Raw genomic sequence first — 16,028 nt, 5'->3', positions numbered from 1 at the left:
GCACCAGGGGATGGACCACGAGCAGGGAGGCCCTCCCGCCGACGTCCGCCCGCCGGAGGTCGTCCAGCACTGGATCGGCGGAGCCGCCACCCCCGGCGGCTCCGCGCGGCGGGCGGACGTGTTCGACCCCGCCACCGGTGAGGTGGCCCGCCAGGTGGTCCTCGCGGAGCCCTCGGACGTCGAGGCGGCGGTGGCCGCGGCGGCGGCGGCGTTCCCGGCGTGGCGCGACACCTCCCTGACCCGGCGCACGCAGGTGCTCTTCCGCTTCCGCGAGCTGCTCAACGCCCGCGCCCCGGAGCTGGCGGCGATCATCACCGCCGAGCACGGCAAGGTGCTCTCCGACGCCGCCGGGGAGGTCGCGCGCGGCCAGGAGGTCGTGGAGTTCGCGTGCGGCATGCCGCACCTGCTCAAGGGCGCCTTCACCGAGAACGCCAGCACGAGCGTCGACGTGCACGCCCTGCGCCAGCCGCTCGGGGTGGCCGCGATCATCTCCCCGTTCAACTTCCCGGCGATGGTGCCCATGTGGTTCTTCCCCATCGCCGTCGCCGCGGGCAACGCCGTGGTGCTCAAGCCGAGCGAGAAGGACCCCTCGGCGTCCCTGTGGCTGGCGCAGCTGTGGAAGGAGGCCGGGCTGCCCGACGGCGTCTTCAACGTCCTGCAGGGCGACAAGGTCGCCGTCGACGGCCTGCTGACCCACCCCGACGTCGCGTCGGTGTCCTTCGTCGGCTCCACCCCGATCGCGCGCTACGTCTACGAGACCGGCACCGCGCACGGCAAGCGGGTGCAGGCCCTGGGCGGGGCGAAGAACCACATGGTGGTCCTGCCCGACGCCGACCTCGACCTGGCCGCCGACGCGGCGGTCAACGCCGGGTTCGGCTCGGCGGGGGAGCGCTGCATGGCCATCTCCGCGGTGGTCGCCGTCGGCGGCACCGGGGACGAGCTGGTCTCCCGGATCGCCGACCGGGCGGGGAAGATCCGCACCGGCGACGGCCGGCGCGGCTGCGACATGGGTCCGCTGGTCACGCGCGCCCACCGCGACAAGGTCGCCTCCTACGTCGACGCCGCCGAGCGCGACGGCGCGAGCGTCGTCGTCGACGGCCGGCAGGTGAGCCCGGACGCCGACGGCGAGGGCTTCTTCCTCGGGCCGACGCTGCTGGACCGCGTGCCCACCACCAGCTCCGCGTACACCGACGAGATCTTCGGGCCGGTGCTGCTCGTGGTGCGCGAGGACACCTACACCGCCGCGGTGGACCTGGTCAACGCCAACCCCTACGGCAACGGGGTGGCGATCTTCACCAACGACGGCGGCGCGGCGCGGCGCTTCACGCACGAGATCCAGGTCGGGATGGTCGGGGTGAACGTGCCGGTGCCCGTGCCGATGGCCTACTACTCCTTCGGCGGGTGGAAGAGCTCCCTGTTCGGGGACACCCACGCCCACGGCACCGAGGGCGTGCACTTCTTCACCCGCGGCAAGGTCGTCACCTCCCGCTGGTCGGATCCCTCCCACGCCGGGATGGACCTCGGGTTCCCCACCAACGACTGAAGGGCTGCGACGACGATGACGCAGACGACGACGATGACGCAGACGACGACGCAGACGGCGGTCCAGGCCCGGGCCGGGTCCGCCACCCCGCTGCAGGAGCTGAGGGTCGCCGTCCTCGGCGTCGGCCTGATGGGCGCGGACCACCTGAGGCGCCTGGCCGCGAGGACCTCCGGGGCGCGCCCGGTGGTCGTGGCCGACGCCTTCGCCGACAGGGCGCGGGAGGTGGCCGGCGAGCTCCCGGGCGTGCGGGTGGTGGAGGACCCGTTCGACGCCATCGCGGACCCCGAGGTCGACGCGGTGGTGATCGCCACGCCGGGCGCCACGCACGAGGAGCTCGTCCTCGCCTGCCTCGAGCGCGAGCTGCCCGTGCTGTGCGAGAAGCCGCTGACCACCGAGGCCGACACCTCCCTGGCGGTCGTGCGGGCCGAGCAGGCCCTGGGGCGCCCGCTCGTGCAGGTCGGGTTCATGCGCCGGTTCGACCCGGAGTACGCCTCCCTGCGCGAGCTCATCGCCTCCGGCGACCTCGGCCGCCCCCTGCTGGTGCACTGCGCGCACCGCAACCCCGCCGTGCCGGCCCACTTCACCTCCGAGATGATGATCACGGACTCGGTGGTGCACGAGGTCGACGTGGCGCGCTTCCTCCTCGGCGAGGAGGTCACCGCGGTCACCGTCCTGACCCCCGCGGCCTCCCGGGACGCCCCGGCGGGCCTGGCCGACCCCATGGTCGTGCTGTTCGAGACCGGCAGCGGGCGGCTGGTGGACGTCGAGCTGTTCGTCACCACCGGCGTCGCCTACGAGGTGCGCACCGAGGTCGTCGGCGAGCGCGGCACCGCCATGATCGGCCTGGACACCGGCGTCGTGCGCTCCAGCGGGGACGGCCGGCGCGGCCAGGTGATCACCCCGGGCTTCCGCGAGCGCTTCGCGCAGGCCTACGACATCGAGGTCCAGCGCTGGGCGGACGCCGCCCGCCGCGGCACCGTCGACGGGCCGGGCACCTGGGACGGGTACGCCGCCACGGCGGTGTGCACGGCCGGCGTGGAGGCCCTGCGCACCGGGCGCCGCACCGAGGTGCGGCTGGCCCCGCGCGAGGCCTGACGCGCCGGCCTCGCCGCGCTGACGCCGGCGCGTCAGCGCGGCGGGGCGGTCGTGCCGCGCACCACCAGGCGCGGCGGCACGACCTCCTCGCCCGCGGGCTCGTCCGCGCGCTCGAGGCGGGCGAGCGCGCGGGAGAGCGCCAGGGACGCCATCCGTGCGGCGTCCTGCGCGACGGTGGTCAGGTCCACGTGCGCGAGGCGGGCCAGCCGGCTGTCGTCGTAGCCGGTGACGCTGACGTCTCCGGGCACCGAGCGGCCCGCCCGGCGCAGCACGTCCAGCACCCCCGTGGCGCAGCGGTCGTTGAAGACCGTGACGGCCGTGGGCGGCGCGCCCTCGAGCAGGGACCGGGCCGCGGCAGCGCCGTCGTCCTCGGCGGGCCCGCCGGCGACGGTGCGGACCTCGGCGGACAGCCCGTGCCGCGCCATCGCCTCGCGGTAGCCGCGGCGGCGCTCGGCGGCGCCGGGGGCGCGCCCGCCGTCGACGTGCGCGATGCGGCGGTGGCCGAGGCCGACCAGGTGGTCGACGGCCAGGTGCAGCCCCTCGTCGTCCGCGGTGCGGACGACGTCCACGCCGCGCGCGCGCACGGCCCGGGCGACCACGACCACGGGCAGGCGCGCCGCCAGCTCGGCCAGCTGCGCCGCCGGCGACCGCGGCCCCAGCAGCACCAGCGCCTCGCACCGGTCGGACAGCAGGCTCCCGACCGCGCGGGCCTCGTCGCGCGAGGGCGTGACGGCGCTGAGGGCGAGCTCGTACCCGGCGGCCTCGGCGGCCTCGTACAGGCCGCCGAGCAGGTCGCCGTGGAAGGTGCCCTGCACCTCGAACACCACGCCGAGCAGGCGGCTGCGGTGGGCGCGCAGCAGGCGGGCCCGGGCGTCGGGGCGGTAGCCGATCTCCCGCGCGGCCCGCAGGACGCGCTCGCGCGTGGCGGCGCTCGCACCGGGGGCCTCGCGCACGACGATCGAGACCAGGGCGGTGGACACCCCGGCGCGCGCCGCGACGTCGGCCAGGGTGGGACGTCGCCCCTCGCCGGGTCCAGGGGCCGCCACCCCGGCAACCTAGCCCGGGCGCCCTGAGCCCCGGCCTTGACGGCCGGGAGGCACCCGGGCCACGCTGACCGCCACTAGAACGTTCTAGGAGGTGGGTGTGAGCGAGGGCGCGGGAGAGCAGCCGGTGCGGGTGGCGCTGGTCGGGTCGGGGCGGATGGGCTCCTTCCACGGGCGGACGCTGAGCAGCCGGCTGCCCGGGGTGCGGCTGGCCGCCGTCGCGGACCCGGCGCCGGGAGCCGCCCAGCGGCTCGCCGACGCGCTGGGCGCCGCGCGGGCGAGCACCGACCCCGCGGAGGTCCTCGCCGACCCCGACGTCGACGCCGTCGTCGTCGCGGCGCCGGCGCGCTTCCACGCCGACCTGGTCGTGGCCGCCGCCGGCGCGGGCAAGCACGTCTTCTGCGAGAAGCCCATGGCGATGCACCTGGCCGACGCCCGGCGGGCCATCGACGCCGCGCGCGAGGCCGGGGTCGTGCTGCAGGTGGGGTTCAACCGGCGCTTCGCGCCCGACTGGAGCGCCGCGCGGGCGCTGCTCGACGACGGCCGCCTGGGCGCCGTCCGGCTGCTGCGCTCGCTCACCCGCGACCCCGGCGGCTTCGACCCCTCCCGCGTCGCGCCGGACACGATCTTCCGCGAGACCCTCATCCACGACTTCGACACCCTGCGCTTCCTGCACCCCGGGGCCGAGGCGGTGGAGGTCTTCGCCCTCGCCGACGCCCTCGTCGAGCCCGGCTGGCGCGAGCGCGGGCTCCTCGACACCGCCGTGGTGACCGTGCGCTTCGACGACGGGGCGATCGGGACGGCGGAGGCGTGCTTCGAGGCCGCCTACGGCTACGACGTGCGCGGGGAGGTCCTCGGCTCCGGCGGTTCGGCGACGACGGGCGACGGGCGGCGCACCGGGATGGTGTTCTCCGGCGCCGACGGGCGCCGGGTCGACACGGCCCGCAGCGACCAGGAGCTGTTCGCCGGCGCCTACACCGCCGAGCTGGCCGCCTTCACCGACGCCGTCCGCGCCGGGACCCCGGCCGCGGTGACCGGGGAGGACGCCTACGCCGCCCTGGCGATCGCGCTGGCCGCGGCGGAGTCGGTGCGCTCGCGGCGCCCGGTGCGGATCGACGAGGTGCCGATCGACGAGGTGCGGGTCGACGAGGTGCGGGTCGACGAGGTGCCGCGGTGAGCTTCCGGCTCGCGGCGTCGGCGGAGATGCTCTTCCTCGACCTGCCCGTGACCGAGCGGGTGCGCCGCATCGCCGACCTCGGCTTCGAGGTCGAGATCTGGGACTGGACCGCCAAGGACCTGGCGGCGCTGGCGGCCACCGGCGCGACGTTCTCGTCCATGACCGGCTACGTCACCGGGGCGCTGGCCGACCCCGAGGGCGCCGAGGAGCTGCTGCGCACCGCCGAGGCGTCCCTGCGCGCCGCGGAGCAGCTGGACTGCCCGCGCCTGAACGTGCACGGCACCGGGCTCGACCCCCGCGGGCTGCCGCTCGTGCCGGTCGAGGTGGTCACGCCCGCGATGTGGCTGCAGGCCGCCCGCACCCTGGAGCGGCTGGCCGCCCTCGGCGAGCGGGCGGGCCGGGTGTTCACGCTGGAGAACCTCAACACCGCCGTGGACCACCCCGGCACCCCGTTCGCCCGCGCGCAGGACACCACCGCCCTCGTGGAGGCGGTCGCCAGCCCCTCCCTGCGGCTGAACCTCGACCTGTACCACGCCCAGATCGGCGAGGGGAACCTCGTCGCGCTCGTCGAGCGGGCCCTGCCGCTGGTCGGCGAGGTGCAGGTCGCCGACGTCCCCGGCCGCTGCGAGCCGGGGACCGGTGAGATCTCCTACCCGGCGGTCGCGGCCGCCCTGGACCGCCTCGGCTACTGCGGCGTCGTCGCCCTGGAGGGCTGGGCGTCGGGCGACCCCGCGACGGCCCTGCAGCGGTTCCGCGACGCGTTCACCGTCCCTCCCGCCGACGCGTCGGGCGCGGGAGCGGCGGCTCAGGCGTAGGGGTCCTCGCCCGCGCTGACGCGCTCGGCGTGCTCGGCCAGGGCCGTCAGGTCCGGTTCCGCGCCGGCCGCGCGCACGACCTCCGCCAGAGCGGCGAGGACCTGCGGCGCGGGTCGACCGGCGTGCGCGCGCGCGACGGCGGACAGGTGCGGGCGCACCCGCTCGCTCAGCTGCCGCTCCAGCCGCGCGGACGGCGGGCGCAGCAGGGCCAGGAGGTCCTGCTGCACGCGCTGCGCCGACCACGGACCGCTCCCCACCGCCCACCCCCGCGCTCGTGCCGGCGCCCCGCGGCGACCGGGGCCGTCACGACCCTTGACCCTGTCCGAGCCCCGTGCCACAGTGCGGATGTGAGCATGTCAGTACATGCTCGTTGTCGCAACGACGCACAACTCCACCTGCACGCCCCGAGCCGGTCCTGACCGCTCCCCGACCCGCGCGGCGGCGACGCCGGGAGGGTCGGCCCAGTCGCTGGTCGGCTCCGGCGCCACTCCCCTCGACGTCCTCCCCGGATCACCGCAGACCGGGCGGGACGCGCCACAGGAAGGACTCCCGATGAGGATCACCCGCAGGTCCCTGAGGACCACGGGCGTCGGCGTCGCCGCCGCGCTGGCCCTGGCCGCGTGCAGCAGCAGCGGCGGCGCGGCGGAGAACGAGGCGCCCGAGGCGTCCGCGGCCGGCGGGGGCGGGGGCGGCACCGAGCACTCGATCGCCATGATCACGCACGAGGCGCCGGGCGACACGTTCTGGGACAAGATCCGCGCCGGCGCCGAGCAGGCCGCCGCCGACCACGGCGTCGACCTGCGGTACTCCAACGACCCCGACGCCGGCGAGCAGGCCACGCTGATCCAGAACGCCGTCGACAGCGAGGTGGACGGCATCGCCACCACCCTCGCCTACCCGGACCAGGTCGGCCCGGCCGCCCAGGCCGCCGCCGGGGGCGGCATCCCCACCGTGGCCTTCAACTCGGGCATCAGCGACTACACGACCTACGACATCCCGATGTACTTCGGCTCCGACGAGGACCTCGCGGGCCAGACGGTCGGCCAGCGCATCGGCGAGGACGGCGGCGGCAAGACCCTCTGCGTGATCCAGGAGCAGGGCCAGGTCGCCCTCGAGACGCGCTGCGCCGGTGTGACGAAGGGCTTCTCGAACACGGAGATCCTCTACGTGACCGGCACCGACCTGCCCTCGGTGCAGCAGACCATCGGCGCCAAGCTGCAGCAGGACCCCTCGGTCACCCACATCGTCACCCTGGGCGCCCCGATCGCCCTGGCCGCGATGGAGGCCAAGGACGGCGCCGGCAGCCAGGCGGAGGTCGTCACCTTCGACCTCAACGCCGACGTCGCGCAGGCGATCCAGGACGGCACCATCACCTTCTCCGTCGACCAGCAGCCCTACGTGCAGGGCTACATGGCCGTCACGGCGCTGTGGCTGAACCTCACCAACGGCAACGACATCGGCGGCGGCCAGCCGGTCCTGACCGGCCCGTCCATCGTCGACTCCGAGAACATCGGCCCGATCGTCGAGTACGCCCGGAACAACACCCGCTGACCCGCGCGGCGAGGGGAGCCGACCGGGCCGGCTCCCCTCGCGCGCACCGGCCCCACCACCCCGACCCCCTCTGAGCGGAGCAGGCCATGAGCTCATCCGTGGTGACGCAGCCGTCATCGCCGACCCGGGCCGGCGCACCAGCGCGCGCCCAGCGGTCGCTGCTCTCCCGCGTCCTGGCGCGTCCGGAGATCGGCGCCCTCGCGGCGGCGGTCGTCATCTTCGCCTTCTTCTTCGCGATGGCGCCGTCCTTCCGGACGCTGGCCGCCCTCTCGACCGTCCTGTACGCCAGCTCCACCATCGGCATCGTCGCCCTCGGCGTGGCGCTGCTGATGATCGGCGGCGAGTTCGACCTGTCCTCCGGCGTCGCCGTGACGACCTCGGCCATCACCGCCGCGATGACGAGCTACCAGCTCACCCTGAACGTGTGGGTCGGGGCGGCGATCGCCCTCGTCGTGGCCCTCGCGATCGGCTTCGTCAACGGCTGGCTCGTCATGCGCACGGGCATCCCGAGCTTCCTCGTCACCCTGAGCACCTTCTTCGTGCTCCAGGGCGCCAACCTCGGCGTGACCAAGGCCGTGACCGACACGGTCGCGACGACCAACATCAGCGACATGGACGGCTTCGCCGCCGCGAACGCCGTCTTCGCCGCCGACGTCGACCTCGGCGTCATCACCGTGAACATCACCGTGCTGTGGTGGCTGCTGTTCACGGCCGTCGCCACGTGGGTGCTGCTGCGCACCCGCACCGGCAACTGGATCACCGCCGCCGGCGGCAACCAGGCCAGCGCCCGCGCGGTCGGCGTCCCCGTCGCCAAGGTCAAGATCGGCCTGTTCATGGCCGTGGCCTTCCTGGCCTGGTTCCTGGGCATGCACCTGCTCTTCAACTTCAGCTCCGTGCAGGCGGGCCTCGGCGTCGGCAACGAGTTCGTCTACATCATCGCCGCGGTCGTCGGCGGCGCCCTGCTGACGGGCGGCTACGGCTCCGCCGTGGGAGCCGCCATCGGCGCCTTCATCTTCGGCATGACCGTGCAGGGCATCGTCTACGCCGGCTGGGACCCCAACTGGTTCAGGACCTTCCTCGGCGTGATGCTCCTGCTCGCGGTCATGGTCAACCTCTACATCAAGAACTACGCCGCGCAGAGGAAGTGACATGACCGACACCATCCAGGAGCACGCCGCGCCGGACCTGCAGGCCGGGACGCCCCTCGTCGAGATGCACGGCGTCGGCAAGACCTACGGGGCCATCCGCGCCCTCGAGGGCGTCGACCTGCGGGTCAACGCCGGGGAGGTCACCTGCGTCCTCGGCGACAACGGCGCCGGCAAGTCCACCCTCATCAAGATCATCTCCGGGCTGCACCAGCACTCCGAGGGCACGCTGAAGGTGGACGGCGCGGAGGTGCGCTTCTCCTCCCCGCGCGAGCCGCTGCAGCACGGCATCGCCACCGTCTACCAGGACCTCGCCGTCGTGGGCCTGATGGAGGTCTGGCGCAACTTCTTCCTCGGCTCGGAGATCCGCAAGGGCGGCTACCCCCTCGCGCCGCTCGACGTGAAGGCCATGCGCCGCATCGCCGACACCGAGCTGCAGAAGATGGGCATCCACGTCAAGGACATCAACCAGCCCATCGGCACCCTCTCCGGCGGCCAGCGCCAGTGCGTGGCCATCGCCCGCGCCGTCTACTTCGGCGCCCGGGTGCTCATCCTCGACGAGCCCACCGCGGCGCTGGGCGTCAAGCAGTCCGGCGTGGTGCTCAAGTACACCGCCGCGGCCCGCGACGCGGGGCTGGGCGTCGTGTTCATCACGCACAACCCGCACCACGCCTACCTGGTCGGCGACCACTTCATCATCCTCAAGCTCGGTCGGCGCGTGCTGGACCGCAAGCGCTCCGAGGTGGGCCTGGAGGAGCTGACGGCCGAGATGGCGGGCGGTCAGGAGCTGGAGGAGCTCTCGCACGAGCTGCAGCGCTGACGCAGCGCCGACGCAGCGCCGACGCAGCGCGAGCACCACGGACGAGCCCCGCGGCCGGGGCACGACGAGCACGGGAGACGGCGCCGCCGGCGCGCCGCGGGGACGAGGGGGAGCACGAGGGTGAGCGAGGCGACGGGACTGAGGATCGGGACGGCTCCGGACTCCTGGGGGGTGTGGTTCCCCGACGACCCGAAGCAGGTGCCGTGGCAGCGGTTCCTCGACGAGGTCGCCGAGGCCGGCTACCACTGGATCGAGCTGGGCCCCTACGGCTACCTGCCCACCGACCCCGAGCAGCTGCGCGACGAGCTCGCGAAGCGCGACCTGGAGCTGTCCGGCGGCACGGTCTTCACCCACTTCCACCGCGAGGACGACGACGCGTGGGACGACGCGCGCGGGCAGGTGGAGCAGGTCGCCGCCCTGACCGCCGCCCTCGGCGGCCAGCACATCGTGGTCATCCCCGCCCTGTGGCGCTCGGACGCCACGGGGGAGGCGCTGGAGCCGCGGACCCTCAGCGACGAGCAGTGGCGCCGGCTCGCATCGGGGCACGACCAGCTCGGCCGCCTCCTGCTCGAGCAGTACGGGCTGCACCAGCAGTTCCACTCCCACGCCGACAGCCACATCGGCACCTCCGCCGAGGTCGAGCGCCTCCTCGCCGAGACCGACCCCCGCTACACGAACCTGTGCCTGGACACCGGCCACTTCGCGTACTACCTCGGCGACAGCCTGGCGCTGATCCGCAACCACCCCGAGCGCATCGGCTACCTGCACCTGAAGCAGGTGGACCCGCAGCTGCGGGCGGCGGCGCTGAAGAACGACACGCCGTTCGCCACCGCCGTCCAGCAGGGGATCATGGTCGAGCCGCCGCTGGGGGAGCCCGAGCTCGCGCCGATCATCGACGTGGTCGCCGACCTCGACCCGAGCACCTTCGCCGTCGTGGAGCAGGACATGTACCCCGTGGCCAGCTTCGACGAGCCGCTGAAGATCGCCGTCCGCACGCGGGAGCAGATCTTCGCCACGAGCAGCCGGGCGCGGATCCGGTGAAGATCGCCCTCGACCCCACGCCGTTCCACGCGACGCACTCCCTGCTGGACCTCCCCCGGCTCGTCGCCGACCTCGGCTACGAGCACGTCCAGCTGACGCCGCACCGCGACTTCATCCCGTTCTTCCGCCACCCCCGCGCGGACGACGACCTCGTGCGCAGGTTCCGCACGGCGTGCGCCGACGCCGGGATCGGCATCGCCTCGGTGCTGCCGGTGCAGCGGATCTCCGGCCCCGACGAGGACGCGCGGGAGGCGGCGGTGCGCAACTTCAAGCGCATCATCCAGATCACGGTCGACCTCGGCGTGGACGTGATCGGCACCGAGTTCAGCGGGCGCCCGGAGCGGGCGGAGGAGTCCGAGCGCGCCTTCTTCCGGTCCATGGAGGAGCTGCTGCCGATCGTCGAGCGCGAGGGCCTGGACCTGCGCATCGACCCCCACCCCGACGACTTCGTCGAGGAGGGCCTGGAGGCGGTGCGCGTCCTGCGCGGCCTGAACTCGCCCAACGCGGGCTTCGTCTACGTCGCCTCGCACACCTTCCACATGGCCGACCCGCCGGAGGAGATCTTCGCCGCGGCCGGTGACCTGCTGCGGCTGGTGCACGTCTCCGACACCTTCGACCACCGCCGCTCGGCGGGCCTGCGCTACATCACGAACCCGCCCGGCAACCCCGTGCGCGTGCACTCGCACCTGAAGATCGGCGACGGGGACGTCGACTGGCAGCAGTTCTTCGGCGGCCTGGCCGGCCTGGGGTTCTTCGACCGGCCCGAGACGGTCATGGCCTCCAGCGTCTTCGCGGAGAACGAGGCCGCCGAGGAGGTCTCGCGCTACCAGCTGCGGACCATCCGGGAGTGGGTCGCGAAGGCCGGCGGCGCGGGCTGACCCCGCCCCTCAGGGGGTGGTCCTGTCGAGGACCTCCTGCGCAGCGCACGGCCGCGGACGTCAGCCGCTCGTCGTCGCGGGCTCCCGGGTGGCCGTCCAGGACGCCAGGAGGGCGAGGCGCTCCGCGGTCGGCGAGGCCGGCTCGGCGGCGTAGAGGGTGAGGCTGAGGCCGGGCTCGGAGACCACGTCCATGCTCTCGTAGGCGAGCTCGAGGTCGCCGACGACGCGGTGGGAGAAGGTCTTGGCGCCGGCGCCGTGCAGCCGCACGTCGTGGGAGCTCCACCGGCGGCGGAACTCCTCGCTGCGCGTCGACAGCTCCCCCACGAGGTCGTGCGGGCCCTTGTCGTGCGGGTCGCGGCCGGCCTCGGTGCGCAGGATGGCGACGGCGGTGTCGGCGGCGCGCTCCCAGTCGGGGTAGAAGCGGCGCGCGTCGGCGTCGAGGAAGGTGTACCGGGCGAAGTTCGGCGGGCCGGTGGGGTGCGCGTCGTACAGCGAGGAGTGCATCACGCGTCCGAGGGCGTTGGTGGCGAGGAGGTCCATGCGCCCGTTGCGGACGACGACCGGTCCGGCGGTGACGGTGTCCAGGGCCCACTGCAGGGCGTCGAGCACGGACGGCGAGGCGCCGGCGAGGGCGCCGCGCTCGAGCTTGGCGTAGTGCTCCACGCTGATCCCCGCCAGGGCGGCGACCTCGCTGCGCCGCAGGCCGGGGACGCGCCGGGCGCCGACGTCCGGCAGGCCCGCCTGCTGCGGGCCGATCTCGGCCCGGCGGGTGGTGAGGAAGTCCCTGACCTCGGCGCGGTCGTCCACGCCTCGACGGTAGGCCGCTCCTGAGGGGCCTGGGACGCCCTGCCGGTACACCCCTCGACAGGGACTGTCCCGCGGCGTCCTCAGCGGCTTGCCTGGGAGCGTCGACGCGACGGTCCCGGGCCGGACCCGGCGCCGTCGCACCGCAGCTGACCCGACCTGAGGAGTTCTCGTGCGTGGTGTCGTGATGCACGCCCCCGGTGACGTCCGGATCGAGGAGCGGGAGGACCCGACGATCGAGCAGCCGACGGACGCGGTGCTCCGGGTGGCCGCCGCGTGCGTGTGCGGCTCGGACCTGTGGCCCTACCGCGGCGTCGACCCCGTGGACCAGCCGACCCCGATGGGTCACGAGTACGTCGGCGTCGTCGAGGAGGTGGGCTCCGAGGTCAGCACCGTCGGCCCCGGCGACTTCGTCGTCGGCACGTTCTTCGCCAGCGACAACACCTGCGAGATCTGCCGGGCCGGGTACCAGACCCACTGCGTGAACGCCCAGCCCGGCTGCACCGGCTCCCAGGCGCAGTACACCCGGGTCCCGCTGGCCGACGGCACGCTGGTGGCCACCCCGGGGACGCCGGACCCGGACCTGGTGCCGCACCTGCTGACCGCCTCCGACGTCCTGGGCACCGGCTGGTTCGCCGCGGTGGCCGCCGAGGCCGGCCCGGGCCGGACCGTCGCCGTCGTCGGGGACGGCGCGGTCGGCCTGCTCGGGGTGCTGGCGGCCCAGCAGCTGGGCGCCGAGCGGATCATCGCGTTCAGCCGCCACGCCGACCGGCAGGCGCTGGCCCGGGAGTTCGGGGCCACCGACGTCGTCGAGGAGCGCGGCGACGAGGGCGTGGCGCGCATCAAGGAGCTCACGGACGGGCTCGGCGCGCACTCGGTGGTCGAGGCGGTCGGCACCCAGGAGTCGATGATGCAGGCCATCCGCTCCGCCCGCGCCGGTGGGCACGTCGGCTACGTCGGGGTCAACCACGACGTCTCCCTGCCCGGGGAGCAGCTGTTCTCCTCCGGCGTCCACCTGCACGGCGGCCCCGCCCCGGTGCGCCGCTTCCCGCCGCAGCTGATCGACCTCGTCATCAGTCGCCGGATCGGGCCGGGGAAGGTCTTCGACCTGGACCTGCCGCTGGAGGAGGCCGCCGAGGCCTACCGGGCGATGGACGAGCGCCGCGCGATCAAGGCGCTCCTGCGCCCCTGACACGAGACCGCGGAAGGACCCACGACCACGGCAGACGCGCAGCGCTTCCCCGGCAGGACCGCGTTCGTCACCGGTGCCGGCACCGGCACCGGACGCGCCACCGCCCGGGCCTTCGACGACGCCGGGGTCGAGCAGTCCCGGACCCCCACCGCGGACCTGGGCACCGAGGAGCGGACCCGGGTCGTCGACACGGACCTGACCGGGGACGCGGGAGACCCCGTCCAGGTCGAGGTGCCCGCCCGGCTCATCCGGTGAGCGCGGCGAGCGCGACCCGCGTGGCGTCGGCGACGAGCGCGTCGTCGTGGTCGGCGTCCGGCTCGTCGCGGCTGGACAGCACCGCGAGCACGACCGGGTCCCCGGACGGTGGCCAGAGGACGGCGATGTCGTTGCGGGTGCCGTAGCCGCCGGCGCCGGTCTTGTCCCCGACGACCCACCCGGCGGGGGCTCCGGCGCGCACGAGGGCGTCCCCGGTGGTGTTCTCGCGCAGCCACCCGGTGAGCAGGGCGCGGTCGTCCTCGGGAAGGGCGTCGCCGACGGCGTAGGCGTGCAGGTCGGTGGCCAGGGCCCTCGGGGTGCTGGTGTCGCGGACGTCGCCCGGGACGGCCTCGTTCAGGTCGGTCTCGAGGCGCTCGGGGTCGGTGACGGCGTCGCCGAGGCTGCGCAGCGACCGCTCGAACCCGTCGGGCCCGCCGAGCTCGCGCAGCAGCAGGTTGCCGGCGGTGTTGTCGCTGTAGCGGATCGCGGCGTCGGCCACCTCGCGCAGGGTCATGCCCGTGCCCGCGCGCTGCTCGGCGATCGGGGAGTGGGTGACCAGGTCGGCGTCCGTGACGGGGACGACCCGCTCCAGGTCGGCCGAGGAAGTCCGCTCCAGCACGGCCGCGGCGGCCAGCGCCTTGTACGTCGAGGCGTGGGCGAACCGCTCGTCGGCGCGGTGCTCGACGCTGCGACCGGAGCCGGTGTCGAGGGCGTAGACGCCGAGCCGGGCGTCGTGGTCGGCCTCGAGCTGGGCGAAGGCGGCCTGCGCCGCGGAGGCCGGCGCCGAGGAGGGCGCGGACGGTGCGGCGGAGCTCGATGCCGTGGCCGCAGGGGGGTCGGCCGGCTGCCCCGTCGCGGAGCACCCGGTGAGCGGGATGAGCGCCAGCACCGCGGCCACCCCGGCGCGGGCCGCGCGGCCGGGGCGGCTGGTGGGCGGGGGGTGGGTCGTCGTCACGGTCGTCATCCTGTCGCGGGCGGCGCGCCCAGGCGCCGGACGGCCTCGACCAGGGCGGCGCGGTGGTCGGCCACGCGCACGGGGTCCTGCGGGTCGCGGCCGTCGGCGCTGAGCAGGTCCCGCGACGTGCTGACCCAGGCGGCGGCCATGCCGTGCACGAGGACCAGCACGTCCGCCGCCGGCAGGGCGTGCGGGGAGCGCGCGGGGTCCTCCATCATGCGGGCGGTCAGGTCGGCGTAGACGCCGGTGTCGTCCGGCCCGGCGTCCGGAGCCTCCAGGAACCGCCAGCGGCTGAGCCGGACGGCGTCGGGGTGGGCCAGCAGCCAGTCGAAGGTGCGCCCGGCGAAGCCGGCCAGGTCCTCGGGGGTGACCGGCACCTCCTCGCCCAGGGCGTGCAGCGCCTCGGTGACGGCGGCGTGGAAGAGCCGCTCCTTGTTGCCGTAGTAGACGTAGAGGGAGCGCACGTTGGCGCCGGCGGCCCGGGCGATGCGGTCGACCCGCCCGCCGGCCAGGCCGTGGGCGGCGAACTCGTCCACGGCCGCCCGCAGGATGCGCGCGCGCGTCGCTGCCGCGTCCCGGACCACACCTCCAGCCTAGCGACGCAAGTATGCGGTTGTTGACTCCGCTGCACGACAGCTGTATACAAGTATCCGCTTACTTCCAGAGGAGGACCTGCCGTGGGGACGAGGCTGTCGGGGAAGACCGCGCTGGTGACCGGGGCGACGAGCAACATCGGGCGGGCGGTCGCCGAGGCCTTCGCCGCGCAGGGCGCGCACGTGGCCGTCAGCGGCCGGGACGCCGGGCGCGGCCGGGCCGTCGTCGAGGCCGTCGCCGCTGCCGGAGGGCGGGCGGTGTTCGTGCCCGCCGACCTCGACGGCACCGTCGCGACCTCGCACGACCTCGCGGACCGCGCCGAGCGGGCCCTCGGCGGCCGCGTCGACGTCCTGGTCAACAACGCCGCGGTGGTGCCGGTCGCGGGCACCGCGGAGACCGACGAGGCGGCGCTGGACGCGGTGTGGGCGGTCAACGTCAAGGCGCCCTTCTTCCTCGTCGCCCGCCTGGCCCCGGCCATGGCCGCGCGCGGCGGCGGGGCGGTCGTCAACACCAGCTCCTGGATGGCGCGGCCCGGCACCGCCGGGGTCGTCGCCTACACCGCCAGCAAGGCGGCGATCGAGGTGCTCACCCGGGACTGGGCGGCCGAGTTCGGGCCGGCCGGAGTGCGGGTCAACGCCATCGCGCCGGGCGTGGTCCGCGAGGACCCGCAGCGTCCCGACCCCGGCGCGGCCGCGATGGCGGGCACGCCCTACGGACGGATCCTGCCCCCGAGCGCGATCGCCGCCGCCGCGGTGTCCCTGGCCAGCGACGAGGCGTTCGGCGTGCACGGCGCCTGCCTGGACGTCGACGGCGGCCGCGGCGCCGTCGCCGTCTTCGCCGGCTGAGGTGCGGCGCTGGTACCGGAGCCTGCTGGGGGTCTTCACCGCCGCCGGGTTCCTCGTCGTCAGCCTGCTCTCGCGGCTGCCCGCGGTGCGCGACGAGCTCGCAGCCTCCACCAGCCAGGTGGGGCTGCTGGTCCTCGGCGTCTCCAGCGGCGCGGTCACCGGGCTGCTGCTGGCCGGTTGCGTCGTCGCGCGCCTGGGCGCCACCCGCACGGTCGCCGCCTTCGCCGTCGTGGCCGCCGCGGGGGTGGCCGGCGCCGGGGCGGTCGTCACCTGAT

At 74.9% G+C, this 16,028-nt stretch carries 17 protein-coding genes; 12 read left to right on the top strand and 5 right to left on the bottom strand.

Annotated features, from left to right (window positions below; genetic code table 11):
* The first annotated feature begins 10 nt into the window (after positions 1-10).
* Both BLS82_RS05620 and BLS82_RS05615 read left to right on the top strand, forming a co-directional pair.
* Positions 11-1,543: a CoA-acylating methylmalonate-semialdehyde dehydrogenase gene (locus BLS82_RS05620; RefSeq protein ID WP_092862831.1), complete on the top strand. Its 1,533-nt coding sequence runs from the start codon at positions 11-13 to the stop codon at positions 1,541-1,543.
* A gap of 90 nt (positions 1,544-1,633) precedes the next feature.
* Positions 1,634-2,638, top strand: coding sequence for a Gfo/Idh/MocA family protein (locus BLS82_RS05615; RefSeq protein ID WP_176818958.1), 1,005 nt, complete (start codon positions 1,634-1,636; stop codon positions 2,636-2,638).
* Positions 2,639-2,670: 32 nt separating this feature from the next.
* Here the strand turns inward: BLS82_RS05615 and BLS82_RS05610 are convergent, their stop codons facing one another.
* Positions 2,671-3,684: a LacI family DNA-binding transcriptional regulator gene (locus tag BLS82_RS05610; protein WP_092862229.1), complete on the bottom strand. Its 1,014-nt coding sequence runs from the start codon at positions 3,682-3,684 to the stop codon at positions 2,671-2,673.
* A 97-nt stretch (positions 3,685-3,781) separates the two neighbouring features.
* Here BLS82_RS05610 and BLS82_RS05605 point away from each other — a divergent pair, with 97 nt between their 5' ends.
* Both BLS82_RS05605 and BLS82_RS05600 read left to right on the top strand, forming a co-directional pair.
* Complete coding sequence (locus BLS82_RS05605; protein WP_255378129.1) at positions 3,782-4,858, top strand: Gfo/Idh/MocA family oxidoreductase; 1,077 nt, start codon at positions 3,782-3,784, stop codon at positions 4,856-4,858.
* 26 nt (positions 4,859-4,884) lie between these two features.
* On the top strand, positions 4,885-5,673 hold the full coding sequence (locus tag BLS82_RS05600) for a TIM barrel protein (RefSeq protein ID WP_092862825.1): 789 nt from the start codon (positions 4,885-4,887) through the stop codon (positions 5,671-5,673).
* Here BLS82_RS05600 and BLS82_RS05595 read toward each other — a convergent pair.
* The gene (locus tag BLS82_RS05595; RefSeq protein WP_143028748.1) at positions 5,664-5,900 is read right to left on the bottom strand and encodes a hypothetical protein; all 237 of its coding nucleotides are present in this window, start codon (positions 5,898-5,900) and stop codon (positions 5,664-5,666) included. The genes BLS82_RS05600 and BLS82_RS05595 overlap by 10 nt on opposite strands.
* Before the next feature lie 325 nt (positions 5,901-6,225).
* Here BLS82_RS05595 and BLS82_RS05590 point away from each other — a divergent pair, with 325 nt between their 5' ends.
* The 5 genes from BLS82_RS05590 to BLS82_RS05570 all read left to right on the top strand — a co-directional run bounded on the left by BLS82_RS05590 (position 6,226) and on the right by BLS82_RS05570 (position 11,108).
* A complete protein-coding gene (locus BLS82_RS05590) occupies positions 6,226-7,224 on the top strand; it encodes a substrate-binding domain-containing protein (protein WP_092862226.1) in 999 nt (332 codons plus the stop codon).
* 86 nt (positions 7,225-7,310) lie between these two features.
* Complete coding sequence (locus BLS82_RS05585) at positions 7,311-8,372, top strand: ABC transporter permease (RefSeq protein WP_092862223.1); 1,062 nt, start codon at positions 7,311-7,313, stop codon at positions 8,370-8,372.
* A gap of 1 nt (position 8,373) precedes the next feature.
* Positions 8,374-9,189: an ATP-binding cassette domain-containing protein gene (locus BLS82_RS05580; RefSeq protein WP_092862221.1), complete on the top strand. Its 816-nt coding sequence runs from the start codon at positions 8,374-8,376 to the stop codon at positions 9,187-9,189.
* Positions 9,190-9,309: 120 nt separating this feature from the next.
* Positions 9,310-10,230 carry a sugar phosphate isomerase/epimerase family protein gene (locus tag BLS82_RS05575; protein WP_092862219.1) on the top strand — a complete coding sequence of 307 codons (921 nt, stop codon included), beginning with the start codon at positions 9,310-9,312 and terminating at the stop codon, positions 10,228-10,230.
* Positions 10,227-11,108 carry a sugar phosphate isomerase/epimerase family protein gene (locus tag BLS82_RS05570; protein ID WP_092862217.1) on the top strand — a complete coding sequence of 294 codons (882 nt, stop codon included), beginning with the start codon at positions 10,227-10,229 and terminating at the stop codon, positions 11,106-11,108. The genes BLS82_RS05575 and BLS82_RS05570 overlap by 4 nt, the downstream gene beginning before the upstream one ends.
* A gap of 60 nt (positions 11,109-11,168) precedes the next feature.
* Here BLS82_RS05570 and BLS82_RS05565 read toward each other — a convergent pair whose 3' ends face one another.
* Positions 11,169-11,915, bottom strand: a complete 747-nt coding sequence (locus BLS82_RS05565) for a helix-turn-helix domain-containing protein (RefSeq protein ID WP_092862215.1) — start codon at positions 11,913-11,915, stop codon at positions 11,169-11,171.
* Positions 11,916-12,084: 169 nt separating this feature from the next.
* Between BLS82_RS05565 and BLS82_RS05560 the strand changes: the two genes are divergently transcribed.
* The gene (locus tag BLS82_RS05560) at positions 12,085-13,104 is read left to right on the top strand and encodes a zinc-dependent alcohol dehydrogenase family protein (protein ID WP_092862213.1); all 1,020 of its coding nucleotides are present in this window, start codon (positions 12,085-12,087) and stop codon (positions 13,102-13,104) included.
* A 244-nt stretch (positions 13,105-13,348) separates the two neighbouring features.
* On the opposite strand, the gene bla is transcribed toward BLS82_RS05560, so the two are convergent.
* Entirely contained in the window at positions 13,349-14,323 is a 975-nt protein-coding gene (gene bla / locus BLS82_RS05555) for a class A beta-lactamase (RefSeq protein ID WP_092862211.1), read from the bottom strand.
* On the bottom strand, positions 14,320-14,898 hold the full coding sequence (locus BLS82_RS16585) for a TetR/AcrR family transcriptional regulator (protein WP_092862209.1): 579 nt from the start codon (positions 14,896-14,898) through the stop codon (positions 14,320-14,322). The genes bla and BLS82_RS16585 overlap by 4 nt, the downstream gene beginning before the upstream one ends.
* A 93-nt stretch (positions 14,899-14,991) precedes the next feature.
* On the opposite strand from BLS82_RS16585, the gene BLS82_RS05545 reads away from it, so the two are divergent.
* Both BLS82_RS05545 and BLS82_RS05540 read left to right on the top strand, forming a co-directional pair.
* Positions 14,992-15,753 (top strand): SDR family NAD(P)-dependent oxidoreductase, encoded by a 762-nt coding sequence (locus BLS82_RS05545; RefSeq protein ID WP_092862207.1) that lies wholly within the window; start codon positions 14,992-14,994, stop codon positions 15,751-15,753.
* Between the two features lies 1 nt (position 15,754).
* Positions 15,755-16,027 carry a hypothetical protein gene (locus BLS82_RS05540; protein WP_092862205.1) on the top strand — a complete coding sequence of 91 codons (273 nt, stop codon included), beginning with the start codon at positions 15,755-15,757 and terminating at the stop codon, positions 16,025-16,027.
* Position 16,028: the final 1 nt, after the last annotated feature.

The organism is Quadrisphaera sp. DSM 44207 (genome assembly GCF_900101335.1).
Taxonomy (GTDB): Bacteria; Actinomycetota; Actinomycetes; order Actinomycetales; family Quadrisphaeraceae; genus DSM-44207.
The sequence above is the reverse complement of the archived record's forward strand: the minus strand, read 5'-3'. Positions and strand labels throughout refer to the sequence as shown.

Excerpts from the sequence above, each read along its gene's own strand:
- bla (WP_092862211.1), bottom strand. The coding sequence starts at position 14,323 with ATGACGACCGTGACGACGACCCACCCCCCGCCCACCAGCCGCCCCGGC.
- BLS82_RS05590 (WP_092862226.1), top strand. The coding sequence starts at position 6,226 with ATGAGGATCACCCGCAGGTCCCTGAGGACCACGGGCGTCGGCGTCGCC.
- BLS82_RS05580 (WP_092862221.1), top strand. The coding sequence starts at position 8,374 with ATGACCGACACCATCCAGGAGCACGCCGCGCCGGACCTGCAGGCCGGG.
- BLS82_RS05585 (WP_092862223.1), top strand. The coding sequence starts at position 7,311 with ATGAGCTCATCCGTGGTGACGCAGCCGTCATCGCCGACCCGGGCCGGC.
- BLS82_RS05600 (WP_092862825.1), top strand. The coding sequence starts at position 4,885 with ATGCTCTTCCTCGACCTGCCCGTGACCGAGCGGGTGCGCCGCATCGCC.
- BLS82_RS05620 (WP_092862831.1), top strand. The coding sequence starts at position 11 with ATGGACCACGAGCAGGGAGGCCCTCCCGCCGACGTCCGCCCGCCGGAG.